Annotated in this window: 4 protein-coding genes; all 4 read right to left on the bottom strand. The window is 61.3% G+C overall.

Annotated features, from left to right (window positions below; translation table 11 throughout):
- On the bottom strand, window positions 1-4,059 hold the full coding sequence (locus BW992_RS12985; RefSeq protein ID WP_076406366.1) for a hypothetical protein: 4,059 nt from the start codon (window positions 4,057-4,059) through the stop codon (window positions 1-3).
- Window positions 4,056-8,171 (bottom strand): neuraminidase-like domain-containing protein, encoded by a 4,116-nt coding sequence (locus BW992_RS12980; protein ID WP_076406363.1) that lies wholly within the window; start codon window positions 8,169-8,171, stop codon window positions 4,056-4,058. The genes BW992_RS12985 and BW992_RS12980 overlap by 4 nt, the downstream gene beginning before the upstream one ends.
- Window positions 8,172-8,238: 67 nt before the next feature.
- Complete coding sequence (locus BW992_RS12975; protein WP_076406361.1) at window positions 8,239-11,823, bottom strand: Tc toxin subunit A; 3,585 nt, start codon at window positions 11,821-11,823, stop codon at window positions 8,239-8,241.
- A 14-nt stretch (window positions 11,824-11,837) separates the two neighbouring features.
- The gene (locus BW992_RS12970) at window positions 11,838-13,577 is read right to left on the bottom strand and encodes a hypothetical protein (protein ID WP_148049160.1); all 1,740 of its coding nucleotides are present in this window, start codon (window positions 13,575-13,577) and stop codon (window positions 11,838-11,840) included.
- Window positions 13,578-14,813: the final 1,236 nt, after the last annotated feature.

The raw sequence follows: 14,813 nt of genomic DNA, 5'->3' as shown, positions 1-14,813 counted from the left end.
TCAATGCTCCACCTTGAACGGTAGCCAGCGAGGCGGCAGGTCAGGGCTTCGAAACTCCAGCTCGAATTCGCCGAAAGCGCCTTCCCGTGGAATGATCGACCAGGACAAGGGCACCGTGGTGACGGGCCGCAGGACACGCAACTGCGGGTCAAACCGCAGCCCGAGGGCTTCCGGAGGGAAGCCATACAACGAAACACTGGTTTCGTGAATCAGGTTACTGTCTTTCCTGACCTTCAATTCCAGCGTACTGGGCAGCGTATCCTTGAGGATCATTTTCCAGTTGACCAGATCGTCCATGTCGATCGGCCGCTCGTTCAGCCGAAGCGTGAATTCCCGCACCCAGGAATCCTGTGTCCCCGTGACCCTGGACTCCAACCGGGCTGCCTCCCACCCCAGCACGCCCCTGACGGATGCACTCAGGACATAACGCCCTATCCTCGGCGGTAATTCGAATGTGATCCGCGCCTTGCCAGCCGCATCGGTGACGACCGGCTCGAGCACAACGCCCTTGTAGAACCAGTGCACCCGTACCCCCTCTACCGGCTCGCCGCTGGCGGCACTGACCACCGTGGCCTCGGCGCTGATTTCTTCGCCCGGCGCGTTCTCCAGGCCCGAACCGGTCAGCTCCTGTATCACACAGGCTTCATGTACGAAATAGGTAAACTCAACGACCTCGATGCCACCGACGGCACGGGCAGTCACGGTGCCCGGCCCGGACGCCGTCGCCGTGAAACTGAAACGCGCGACACCATAGAAATCGGTGAATGTCACGACGTCCTCCATGGCCTGGTCAGTACCGCTCCAGGACACCTGAACATTTCGGGCAGGTTGTCCGGACAATGAATTGGTCAAGGTGATCTCAAAAAACAACGTCTCGCCCCAGTCGACCACCGTCGGCTCCTGGTTCGTTGCGGCCATGACATCCACAGGCAGGTGGCTGCCCAGGGAAAACGCATTCAGTGGTGAGCGGGCCAACAGTCTCGAGGCGGACAGTTGCAGGTAAAACGCCGCATCGGTCCGGTCAGCGGCCAACATACTGAGCGGCAGGCCGGCAGTGCCCAGGGGACGCGACACGCCCAGCCCTACCGGTCCGAAAGACAAGCCCGTGTCCAATTCATAGGCGCCTTCGAGTCCCAGCGTCAGCGCCTGGTTGAGTAAAGGACTGTCCGACCGGGCGGTGAGCGTCAAGTCCAACCGCCCTTCGCGTCGGGGGAAAAAAGTACCTTCGCCCCACCGCTGTTCTGCGCCGGACCCGACACTGACGCGCAGGTCGAGCCAGGGGTCTTCCTGATACGCGTAAACGTAAAACGCATGCTCGACCTGGGTCGCATCATAGGGGTTGCTGACGCAAGCCAGGACCTCCTGGCTTCCCGCGCTGGTCGGCTGGTAACTGCGCTGGGCGATACCGTCTGCGGCGCTCAACGACACTTGCCCGTCGCCCCACTCGACGCTGACATCGTTTGCCGGCCTGCCCGTGAATGCCGACAGGTACCGTACGGCCAACCGTGCGCTTTCGCCCTTGCTCAGCACCGGGTCGGTCGCCACGTCGTACGGGGTACCGACCACTACCTTATTGTGGGCCAGCTTGAATCCGAAAGCGGCTGGTTGGGTAAAACCGTCGATACCCAGAACAGTGGCACTGCATCGACGCTCCGCTGTTTCAGTCGTGGCTGTCAGGTCACAACGATAACGAATGCCACCGGCGGTCATGGGAGCCGGTTGCGCCAAGGACGGGACGATGACCCACTCCGGCGGCAGGTCCGGTGCCATGGCGGTCTCTAGCAGCAGGCCATGCAGGCCGCCCAGGTTATTCGTCGGCTGGACGGTCAGTTCGTGCGTGGCGCCGATGCACGGGTACAAGTCGACGTCGTCCGTCCAGGTCTTCGGCACTTGATCGAAGACCAGCCCGACCTCGGTGGACAGGTCCCGGGGAAGCGAGCGAAACGCCAGGTCGCGTGCCTCCATCCCGTTCGAGATCACTTGCAGGTCGAACACGCCGCTGGTGTCGACCACCAACGCATCGACGCTCCATTGCACGCCGCTGGCGGTGACGGTGACCGGAGCTTCCATATTGGCGATGACGATTGAACGGACGGCGGCCGGATCGCGCCAGCGCAGGGAAATCTCCTTGCCGATCAGCGGGCTGCCGGACTCCACCGCGAGGCGAAACGCATACGTCTGCCCCATGCGGCACACCGCCCCTGCCCCCACCCGGTCGACCGCAGTCTCATCCAGAGTGAAACTGGCCGTCTTCCAGGCGCTGGTGGCCAAGGTCTGGATCTCGAAGTCGTGCTTGAGCGCCGGCGCGCCTTCCCGGGGGTTGACTCGCGCTGCCAGGGTGTAGGCCCTATGCACCGCGGGCCGATCGATCACGCTGGCCCAGCCGTCGACGCCGGTGAAGGTGCGCTGGAGTCCCCCGGAGGCGTCCCACTCCACCGCAACCCCGGCAACCGGCTGGTCACCTGCCTGGGTCACCACCCGCAACATGCACCAGGCATAATCCCCCTCGTCCACCACCGGAGCCCGGTTGGGCCCGCGCACCTCGCCAATCTTCAGGCTGTGACGGGCCAGTGACATGGGATTGACCACGGTCGGCCTCAACAGGTCGGCGCTGCCCAACCGCAAGTTGAACTGGCCATCGGTCAGGTCCTGACAATCAAGGCGCCAGGCCAGAGGGGTGCTGGTGACCGGAACCGGCTGCATCAAGGCCGGCTGAACCGTCACGCCCAAGTCCTCGGGGGGCTTGCCCTCCCAGGCCAACCAGACATGACGGTTGAGCAGCGGGCTGGCGGCGGCAAAGGAGACTTCCAAGCGATACGACGCACCGCGGTCGGGGTAGCCGGTTTTCTCCCCCCAGGGCGCGGCGTCCATATTCGGGAACTTGACTTGCACAGTCTTCAGCGGGTCCGTGGCATGGGCCTGGACGTTGAAGGTGTGTGCCGTGTTGCCCTGTGCATAAAAGGGGCTCTCGACCCGGGCTTTCACGGCGAGCGCGCCGTCGCGGGCAGGGGTGAAATCAAGCCACGCCTCGCCACCGTCATCGGTCGGGCCGACTGAAATCATGTCATTGCCCAGCAGCCAGGTGACTTCATAACCGCGCATCGGCAGGTCCAGGTAATAGGACTTCACCCGAACGCCCAGCTTGACCGATTGAGCGTATTCGATCACCGGTTGATAGGCCGGGTCCAGGATAGTCTCGACCACCAGCCGATGATGCCCGAGCGAAACGGCAATCAGGTAGATATCGGCGTGGTACTTGCTGTAGATGGACAGGTTGAACCGTTGAGTGTCATCCGAGACCGGTTCAGGGCAATCCACCTGCCAGGCCGTTTCGATCGTTTGGTTCTCCCCCCATTCGGGCGAGATCACCACCGCCTCCAGGGGGTTGTCCTGGCTCCACAGCAAGGCTTCGGTGCCGGCCCAGGGGCTGTCCGGCGCCGGCTGGAAGGTGACCTGGTGGCGCTTGCTGCCGGTGGCACCGTGACACAGATAGAGCAAGGGCTGCCCGGTCGGGGTGAACACCTGGCCATCATTGACGATGCGCGCCAGCACCAGCGGCTCAAGCTCAAGGTGCAAATCGATCCGGGCGACGATGAGGTCCACGGTCGTCGAGGCTTGAGCCGGGCTGAGGATGACGAACTCGAAAAGATCCTCGCCCTCGACATCGAACTCGATCGACGCCGTGATGGGTGTCAGGCTCAATGCCAGGGTTTCAGGGGCGTCCCCCCTGTTCCCCGTTGCAGGCAGCGGTATTTCCAGCTGGTCTTCGGTGCCACGCCGGCGCAGGATGAAAACCCCCGGATCTGCATGGCGGTTGTCGTAGAGGAAACTCAAACGGTAGCGCGCCCCGGCTGATTGCGGTGCCGGCGCAGGCACTGTCTGGGTAATCCCCGTACCTTTGTAAAGAGACATGTAGAAGATGGGCAGCCCTTCCCATGTGCCTTCCTTGCGGGCGTAGTTGTATCCTGGCGCACCGGCGCTTTCCCAGTGGGCAAAGCCCAGGTCGAAATGCCCGTTGAGGAGGATATTGGTCCGGGTGTTGACAGGTTCTCTGTTCATCGTTGCGACCCCTGGAGCGCTGTGAGGTTGGCTGCTCTCACTTTGTCCTGGACATACCGGGAAAACGCCGGGCCTCCCACCTTGGCCGTGTAGCGCACCTTCACGATGACGTCGTTCAGGGCCTCCAGTTGCTTCTTCTGGCGGTGCTGCTCGCTATCGAACCAGGGGAAGGACAGGGTCCAACGGGACACCGCGCCAGTGTTCTCGAAGGTATTTCGCAAGCCCTCATCGGGTTTCAGCGCCGCCACGCCAAAATCGTCCAGGCCGATGGAAATGGCCATCTGTTCACCGCTGCTGATATTGAGCAGCACATCGGCCGGTGGCAGGGAACTGGCCCCGTACAGGTAGTCCAGCGACTCGAGGGAGGGCTTGATCGCGGTGGCACTGCCGATCTGCGTCAATGTTGCGCAGACGTTTTCAAAAGGGCCAAGCAACGTCGGCAAGGTGACATCCACGGCGCTGATCTGCCGGCAGTAGTGGTCGTGGTAGTCACGGTCGAACAGCAATTGGGAAAGTCGAAAATTCAGGACGCCGTTTTTTGTCAAATAGTTTCGCGCTTCATCCCAGCTTGCGTAGTCCGGCTCTGGATCGATGCCGTCATCGAACAACTGACGCAGGGATACGGTCTTGACGATCTCCAGTCGTCGCTCGTACCGCAGCAGGTAATCGGCTTCCATGCGCAGCAGATCGAGCCGCAACGCGTCTCCGGCGGTCAGGCCGTAATAATTGTCGAGCCACGCATCGGTGCGTATGTGAGAAAGACCGAACTCGGCGGTTTCCAGCTGCAATGCGCTCTGGGCGCTCAGGCACAGGCTGACGACCTGGTCGTAGGCCTGGTAATGCAGGGTCTTGCACTGCCCCAGGTACCAGCGGTACAGCTCGACGCGGGTGGCGCGGGTGAGCAGGAAATCATAGAGCGCCTGGGTCTGTGCATTCATCTTGAGAATCTGCTCCAGGCTGGCCTCGGCGGCGTAGACCGCGTGCTCCTGGGCCTTGATCTGCTCATTGATCATCGCCAGCTCCGCCGTGGCCTGATCCCGTGCCAGCCCCCAGTCCTGACGCCGCCGCCGATAGCTTTCGGAGGTGGCATCCTTCTCGGCATCGGTGCGCACCACCTCGGCCGCGACCTGGAACCCATAGCTGACGGCCCTGGGCAGGCTACCCGGCTGGTGCCCGCCGTTGGCCAGACCGAATATTGTGGGGAAGGCGTCGATGACAGCGCCGGCCACTTGCATCGATGTGCTCAGCGACGTCAGCCATTTAGCGGTGTCGAGCGCCCCCATGACCTTGTATTCGCTATTGGAAATGTGCTCGACATACAGCCTCGCGTAATGTGTTTGCCGTTCCTCGGTCAACGTGCGGCTGCTGTGCAAGGCCGCCAGAGTGTCCCGCAGTTGAGCGAGATTTTCTTCCTGCACCGTCCTGACGAAAGTACTCAGCTCGGTCAGATGGCGCTGCTGCAGAAGATCCTGTTCGCCCCGATCCTGCTGTTCCAGCAGGCGCATCACCTGATTGCCGCAATCCTGCAAGTACTGGGTGGCCCGGATGGCGGTATCGAACAGCGGGCGCCAGCGAAACGCCGCGACCCGCAAGGGACCGCCCATGGGACGTACGGGCCCGCCACCGCCGGCCGCCAGATTGTTGAGCAGATCCGAAGGGTTGATCGTGCTGAACAGTTCGATGGAGAGGGGTTTGCCGTCGATGGTCAGGTTGTTGCGCAGGTTGTACATGCGCTGGGCCGGTAATTCATAAAGCTGCATCACTCGCTGGCTCACCGGCAGCCGGAAACGACCGGCCCCGATGACGCCGGGGTCTTCGAAAAAACGGGTCCTGACCGGCAACGAACCCGAATCCAGCAGCAACGCCTGCTCGAATGCCTTGAGCTCGGCACTGTCCTCCAGCTCCTCGACCAGCTCCGCCAATGTGGCGGGCGTCCACTGGCTGAGAGTCTGAACGTCCGGGGCAGCGCCCATCAGGTTCTTGGCCCGCAGGTATTGCAGCTTGGCCGCCGCCAGGCTGTCACGGGTCAATTGCCGATACAGCCAGTCCCCCCACGCCACCAGGTTGGCGACGTAGTCGAGGAAAATCAGCATCTGGTAATGCCGCGGCGTCGAGTAAGCAATCGCGTCGGGATCGGTGGGGTTGTCGGCTTCGCAGCCCACGTCACCCTCGGCGCTGGGCACATTCAACGGTCGGCAACGCCAATAGCGCGGTTTCGGATTCGCTCGAGCGGCATCTGCGGGCGCCTGGGGATCGAAAATGAAATGCAGCCATTGCTGGGCTTCGACAAAACGCTCTTCGTCCTTGAGCCGCGTTGCCACCAAGTGGGGCAGATGAAAAAACAGTTCCCAGAAAAACAGCCCGTTGGCCCCGTCGAACGGCCCGTTGGGCTCGGCTGCCCCGTCGGGCAGCGCGGGCTCGTCGGGAAACTGGGTATCCCAATCGAGCACGGCATCGGTCGACACGTTGGCGCGCGTCACCAGTTCCGCACCGATCAGGGTATTCAGGCGCGCGTACTTGAGCGTCAGGGCCGGGTCGTTGAGGTGCAGGAATTGGGCTCCGCGCGCATTGCTCTTGTGCAGGGAGGGCAGGCGAGGTTCGACAGGCAGGCCCTTGAGCTCCAGCACGAAGGTCTTGCTGCCAAAGTTACCCGGCCCCTCCAGGATGAATGTGGCGGTCAAACCGGCAAAGCTATCGCGCTCATATTTATTCCAAGCGAATGACCAGCCGCCATTGTCGGAATGCGATTCGGTAGCGGACGGCGGGTCACCGCCCGAGGGAAATTGCACCGATATCGTGAAAGCCTTCGATTCGCCTTCCCTCCCGGGCACCAGAAGGGCACAGTGCGGTTGGAAACGCAGTTGTTGTTTGCCTGCGCTCGTTGTCACCACTGTTTTGAGCGTGAATTTTTCTACCAGCGGATTCGCGCCCACCGATACCGTTTCTGTCATTCTGGAAAATTGCGCAGTCCCGACTCGCTGCTGAAGCGTCGATGGATTGGAGAAGCGAACCATGGCCAAGTGATCCATGATCGGCTTTTCGTCGCCCACTTTGCGAAACAGCGCGTCGCGCGTTTCATAGATGTCCACCGGACCGGATCGTGACCCCAAGAACACCGGTGGGGTCACCGCATTGGTCAAATGCACCGCCAGTCGCCCTTTGGGATACAACGGGTCCACATCGTCGCGCAGCATCACCGCCACCAGCCGGCAGTTCGGGCTGACGTCCTTATCGAACTCCGACAGGTTCAGCCGTATCGGCGGCGACCACTTGCCGTCCAGCGTGATGAACGCCACCTTCAGCTCAAGCTCATAGGGCTTTTGCAAGCCGCCGTCGCCATCGAACAACGCCTGGCGCCATTCGGCCCAGACCAGGCACAAGCGCCCTCCCCAAAAGACCAGCCGGCTGTCGAGCACCTGCACATCGCTGGGAATGTCGACCGGTTGCCATTCGCTCCAGGCCGCCGGGTTGATCGCCCGGCTGTCGACATCCAGCTGGACGTCGGCCTTGCGCCAGAAATAGCGATAGGGCGCGATTCGCTCCCGGCCCACCAGGTAATAGTCGGCACGGCGGGCATCGGCGCCGTCGACATAGCCGTTGAGCACATCCAGGTTGCACACCTCTTCAAAGGCGCGCAGATATTGCTGGACGCCCGACTGCACCGAATCGGTCGTCAGCCGGGTCTGGTTGAGATTGCTTTCCAGCGCCCTGAACAGGCTGGTCTTACGAATGCGCGCATATGGAGTGATGTAGTCCTCGGGCATGCATTTGAGCAATTGGCTGGCGGCCCACAGTGGGTATTGGCTGGCGATGTCCCAATCCTTCAGGTCCTTGCTGTCGAATTCCCGTTGGGTATAGCCCGGTTCGAGCTTCTGATAGACGGCATGGATGTACTGCTGCAAACAACTGACCGCCTCGGCGACCCAGGTCGTCTTGACCTGATGGTTATCCAGGGGATCGGTGCGCAGCCACTCCAGCAGGTCGTCCGCCGTTTGGATCGTCGGGTATCCCTTGTTGTCATCCTTGTCTTCGATCTGCTTGATGCCCAAGGCACATTCGATCAACGCGTCTCGGCGCAGGGCGGTCGCCCGGGTGATGTCTTGCGTGGCCATTGCCCTCTCCTGTGAGTGGGGGGCACTCGTCAAGGCGACGAGTACCGTGGTGCTGGAGAAGCGTGCTTCATGAGATGAATTCGATGGGCATAAACAGCAGGCTCAGGTCATCCCTCCTGATTATCGGTTCGTCAACTTTAAGCGGTGCCGTGCTGGTGAACGTCACGTCGGCCATGCCCTCGGCGTTGGTGGTACCCAGGACAGGGATGTTGTAAAGCGGTTTGAGCTCCCAACTCACCGGCTCATGGGCAACCGGGTTGCCGTAGCGGTCGTGCAAGTGCGCCCGCAAGGTAACGTCGGTGCCGGCTTTTTCCTTGGTGACAACGAAATCGCCCTCCACGCGGGCAAACTCGAACGTAGAAGGATCGTTCCCCAGGGTGATCGTCACCGCCGGCTGTGGCTCGCGGGCATCGAGCCGATAGCTGATCAGGTCACGCCCCATCGTCGTACCGGCATGCACGGTGGCCGTGACCTTGCCATATTGGTTGGTGACGGACTTTGGCGGATCGATACGGCACGACTTGGACGTCCAGTACACGTTGACGTTTTTCTGCGGCTCCCCTGCGAGGGTAACCGTGAGGGTCAGTTCCGCCGTTTGATTGCTGTTGGCGATCATTTCGCTGCGATCTACCGTGCTTTGGACCTCCACCCGATCACCGCCGGCATGAAGACCGTACAAGGGTGAAGTCCTGTGGGGGTCCGCCAATTGGGCCGTGACCTGATCGGCCACGGCCTGGTAGGCACTGAAGGACGCATCGGGCGGCAACATGCCCAGTTTCAGCGTGGTCGATGCATCCAGCGTGCTCTGGAGCGAAAACCCACGCAGGCGCGTGAACAGATCCAGGTGCCCCAGGCTACGGATGTAGCCCTGGCCGGGATTGACCCGGTCGGCGCAGGCGCGCACTTCCTCGGCGCTCCAGTCGAAGAGTTCGGCCAGCAGCTCAGCGGCATGGGCCTGCACCAGTCTCAGCCCGTCTCCGGACAGGTCGTTGGGCAGCCCGTTGACCAGTTCCAGGTAATCGAGCAGTGGTGATTCGGGTTTCTGGCTGAGCGTTACGGCACGGTTGTAGACCGTCAGGTAATACAGCGCGCGTGGGGTGAAGGGGGCCGTGGCGGGTGCGGGCTCGACACCGTCACCGACGCGGAGGTAAAGCGCCAGGAACGCCTCGCTCAGCTTGAGGGTTTTCACGACGTCGCTGCGGTGCGTAAACCCCACCAGCATGCCCAGGAAAGGGTCGCCAGGTTCGTCATCGCGCCGATGGTTGCGCGACGACACGCCCGCGGCCGGACGTCCCGATACGTAGGAAAGCACCTCATATACCGTACTTCCCGCCCAGGCCAGCACCGGCAATGCCAGGGACGCGGACAGTTCGCCATACACCCCGAGGCTCTCCTGGACCACGCTGCGCTGGCCGGCACGGCTGCTCAGCAACACGCCGACGATCTGCTCGACGGTCTGTGGATCGTCCCGGCCGAGCACTTGGCGCACGATGCGCTCGACCATCGCCCGGGCATAGTCCTCGTAAGGCAGGTCGGCGGACTCGCTGCGATGGATCACCAGCCCGTGCGTGTCGGCCAGTTCGAGCAACTGCTGAGTCCATTGCCGGTCGTTGGACAAAGGCGGGACACCGGCCATGCGCAACGCGGCCTCGGTGAACAACGCAGGCGCGAGCTGCGAGCGAAGCAGATCGAAAAGCCGGTTCTGTGCCGGCGAAGGCTCGGTGGGAGCAGCCACGGGTTGGACGCGCTCCACGGTCCAGGCCACGTCCAGGTTATTGTCGGCGCACCAGCGAACCCACCCCTCCAGGCGCTGGATCGACGCCAAGACATCCGCTGCCTGGCCGTCCGCGCCGATGACCGGCCGACCGAGCAACGCAACGAGCCCGGACTCTCCACTCAACCGCCTGAGAATCTCCACCGCCACATTCGGCGCGATTCCCAGTAGCTGCGCTAACCTGGCCACGCGGTAGAAACTGGACAGTACCGGCAGGCTGCGTTGCAGCGCGGTAAGGCCCAGTGCATCGGCGATCAATGGGGCCAGGTTGAAATAGGTTGCCAGGTCGATGTTCAGCCCGCCGCAGATCTGCGCGACCGTCAACGCATCGGCTTCCGTTTCCGGTATCAACTCGAACGTACCGTCGTCCATCAACAACGCGGGTGTCGACAGCGTGTCCCGGTTGAAGACACGGTCGAATTGCGACAGCTCGCTGCCACGACCGAAAACCGAGATATCCCCCACGAATACCGCAAATTCCTGCGCCGAACACCGATAGTCCTCCTGGAGCATCCGGAACAACCCCAATGCCCGGACGGTACTGCTCGTCATCCAGTAATCGGGCGGTTGCGCCTGCGACGAGGCGTTCGCCACTGCAGCGGAATTCGATTCGGCGCCGATGATCGCGCTCAGCAGCGCATCGGTTTCATGGCTGGGCAACTCAAGGGCGTTGTCCAGACGGATCTTGCGATTGAGACGGTCGATTCGGTCGGTTCTGAAAATACCGCCATCGATAAGCTCGGTAATGTTGTTGGTAATAGGCCGTCCGCCGTACCTGATACCCATCGAAGGTTCCGTCAGGCCATTATTGATGAACACCGAGCCCGAATGCCCGGGCGTGATCCGGGCATCGAGCATCAGCGCATGCTCGGACAGGGTGGGGGCAAACGATTCGACGGAGAGCAACGCTTCCAGTCCGGATTGAGTCAGCTGGGTCCGCTGGTTGAAAAAGAACGTCTGGTTCAGGTTTTGCGATTCAATATCCGTGCGCGCCGCGAAATTTTCCTTGAAATAGCGTTCCTGATCGCCCCCCGGGAAAGGCGACGCCTCCAGCATGAGCTGTCGTAAGGCCGGACTCAGCCGGGCCGCTTGGATGAGCGCATGACTGCTGGTGTCTCCCCAGGGCAGCGCACGCAGGAAATAAGGAAACGCCGGATCGCACCAGCGCACCACAGTGCCTACGGAAAGCCCCAGGTCCCGGGTCAGTTCGTCCAGCGTGGTCCATGGATGGTGATAAGGCAGCCCGTTGGGGTAACGACGTCGGCTCAGCATCTCGTCCAGGTTGCCGACGCCGCCGAGGGAATCCTCGATGGACTTTTCCAGCACGGCGCTGACCACCTCCACCGACGATAGCACCCGATGCGTCGCCACCGGATCGATGCGTAACAAGTCCAGGTCCTTGCGTCGCGTGGTGAGCGCATAGGCTTCACTGGGTTCGGAGGGGATGAGACGCCGTTGCGACCAGTGCTTGAGCCATACCGCATAGGCCACGGGCGAGTGAATCGCTTCGATCGCATCCGGCGGGCATTTGTTACCGAAATTGGGGGCGAACAGCTTTTCGTAAGTGGGCCCTTCCACCAATGCCAGCAAGCCCTGGCGCACGAACGGGGGAAGCGGTTCGTGACGGGTCAGTTGAGCTTCGATGAAACCGCGCAGTATCCATGTCGCCAGGCCATTGAGGCGAAACGCAAGAGCCTGGGCATCTTCGCGTTCAAGCCCGTACTCGTTCACCAGCCCGACCGCCCCTTTGCGCGCCAGCGCACACACCGAGCCGCCCGCTGCAAAATACTGCTCGAGATCGGACAGTTGTTCGGACTGTCGCTCAGCCAAGAGTTGTTCGCAAAAACGGCTGGCGATTCGAGCCGGAGAATCTTTCATCGCAGAGCTCCGCTTTAATGATTGAGGACGGCGCGAGCCGCAGGGTTTTCCTCTACCTGAGCCACTTCAAAACGCGGGCTATCGCCCCAGTGCGTTCCACTCTGCCGCGCCTTCGCCCAGTGCGAGCCGGGGGCCAACGGTGCTTCGGGCGAGCCCGTCCAGGCACCGTCGGCCACCGGGCGATCCTGGGCGATCAACTGCCGAGCATCGAACCAGTACGACACATCGACGTCCTTGCCGGCCGCGCCGGTGCCTTCGAAAAACACCTGTCCGGCAAACCAGTGACCGGCCTCGGGCGAGGTGAACGTCGGTGCCGGGGATAACAGCAATACCTCATGCGCCGCGCTCCAGCCGGAGCGATAGCCTTCGCACTCCTGCTGCACCATCAATGAATGAGTGCCGGCCGCACGCGTGATAGCGAGGGGAATCGACCAGGTGCGGTTCGCCTGCACCTGCGCCCTGCCCAACAGCGTGTCGGGCGCGTCGCTCCAGGCCACTTCCACCCAATCGCCGACATAGCCATGGCCGGAAATCGTCGCTGTCGCGCCGAGGTGCTGTTGCAGCGCCGGCGACTCGATGAGCGGGATGGCCGGCACGGCGGTGAATTCATGTTCAGGACCGAAACCGGAGGGTTTGCCCTGAAAAAACTGTTTGGCCCGCAGCGTGTAAGTGCCCACCGGCAAATGGGTTTCATAGGACCAGTAGCCATCGACACCTCTGGCCCGCACCGTGGCCAGCGGTTCATCCGCGCCGTCGAGCCACAACTCGACCGTCGCCGTGTCCACCCCGGACGCCTTGCGGGCATAGCCGTCGATGATCGAGACGCGGGCCATGGCATCCCCCGGCTGGGGATACTCGATGGTGGGCGGGAACAGGATCACCGTGAAGGACACCGGCTCGCTCTTCTCCGATGGCCAGCGATCGTACTGCTGGACGGCGTAGACCTGGTGATCGCCGAACGAAAGGTCTTCCAGAATGGGAACCGACCATTCGTTTCCCGTGACTGGGGTTTCGTCGAGAAGCCCTTCCGAGACGAACTCATGCACCCGCATCGTCGCCCCCGGAATGCCACCGGTGCCCCGGATGACCGGGTTGTGATCCACCTCTTCATCGATGGGTGAAGTGATGACCGGTTTCAACACGACGATATCGAACGGCTGGGGCACCTCGTCGGAAGTCTGGCCGCCGAAGGACTGTTTCACCCTGGCGGTATACGCGCCGGGCATGAAAGGTTCGTCTCGGGTGAAGCTCCAGGTGGTACCGCTCACCACTGCGTCATAGGGCGAATCCGGGTCGCCGTCGAACCACAGCTGCACCTGCCCACCGGCCAGGCAGGTGCCGGAAAAACGCGGCGTCAGGCCGTCGTGGCGAAACTCCACGGTGGGCACCGGGGCCCTGATGGTGAATTCCCGCGAGGGGGTCGGCTCAGACCGCAGGTCACTGCTCTCCCCGGCCGGCTTGAATAATTGCCTGGCTTCGACGAAGTAGGTCCCTGGGTTCCAGGCTTCGGCGGCGATGCTGGACCAGGCGTTAATCGCCACGTTGGCAATCGGCGCGGCAGGCGTCGACTCCCCGACCCGCCGCACCTCGACCCGCGCGGCGGGCTGGCCCGTCCAGCTATGGCCGGTGCCGGAGAACACCGGTTTGCGGTCGGCGCCTACGCTAACCGTGAGGGTCGGGACCGGGACCGGCACAGTGATACTGAGCCCATATTCGAAGTCGGAGTAAATCCAGCCGCCAGCCCCATCGGACACACCTTGCCGGGCATTCATCTGATGAGGTGAGGAAGGAGGCCGATCGTTCCAATCCACTCTCCAACTGCGGTCTGTATTCACATTGGTATATATCTGAAGATCACCCTCTATATTGAAAATCTCTACCCTTGCACCGCTGCTGTAGCCAACACCTGAAAACCTCACGGTATTGGGACTGGGGTAGGACACCTGGGAATCTATCAATTTCGGCGGTTTTATTTTGAAAGCCCGGGAGACGCTTCGCCCAGACCCCTTCCCACTCAATGTTTGCATCGCCACCAGTGAAACAGGCCCAGCGGCTGTTGTAACGCTCGCACTCCAGACACCATTGGCGCCTACGGTACCTGTTCCGACCATAGTTGACGACCATTCGATATAAACCTGCACGGAGGCCCCTTCCAGACCCTGGTTACCTGAAAGGGTGAATGTTTGCATCTGATGGCTATTAGCGGAGGGGGAAGTAATAGCCAGAATTCCCAGGACTCGGTAGGTGACAGCAGCGGTTTTACCTGATGGATAACCAGCCAGACTGAACTGTGCCACCACAGGTACGGAACCGCTCGGTAGGGTGGCATTGAAAGTCGTTGACCAAATGCCGCCCGTTGCGGTTACCTCAGGCGCCAGAGCAAAGAGACTGTCGTTAGCCTTCACCACCCTAATCAACGTTCCAGGAGCAGCGGCTCCACTAAAACCCACACCAGTTTCCAGAAAAGAATTAGAAGCAGGCGCTGCCAAGGTCACCAAGTATATTCTCGATGTGCTAGCAGACTTTAAGGAATATATATCGCCAACTTTCTGCTTGGCGTAAATGGAAATCGAACCAGATGTCGGGCTCAGTTCTACACTGGCAGCCCACTTTCCATTCGACTGCATTGTTGCTGGCCCCAACGTAGCGTCGTTGTCTTCGTTGTACAGAATAACCGTACCACTGCCAGGCACCCCTCCTGCCCCCGAGACAGTAAATGTCCTGCTATTAACGTTTCGAATGGGGTCAATGGTTGGGGTGGGCGGGAGAGGTCGATAATAATATTTTTGACTTGCATATAGAAAAGGGTCATCTTCAAGGTAAATATCGTACGTATATTTATAGTACACCTCGACAAAATCAGAATTCCCTCGCACCGCAATCGTTTGATTTATTTCGTGCCAGTTCCCATCCTGAATCCCATCATCATCTGTAAGCTCCTGATATCCAGTTTCTACGGCCGATTTAAGACTTATGTAAACATTTCCGCT

It is taken from the genome of Pseudomonas sp. 7SR1 (assembly GCF_900156465.1).
Lineage (GTDB): Bacteria > Pseudomonadota > Gammaproteobacteria > Pseudomonadales > Pseudomonadaceae > Aquipseudomonas.
The sequence above is the reverse complement of the archived record's forward strand: the minus strand, read 5'-3'. Positions and strand labels throughout refer to the sequence as shown.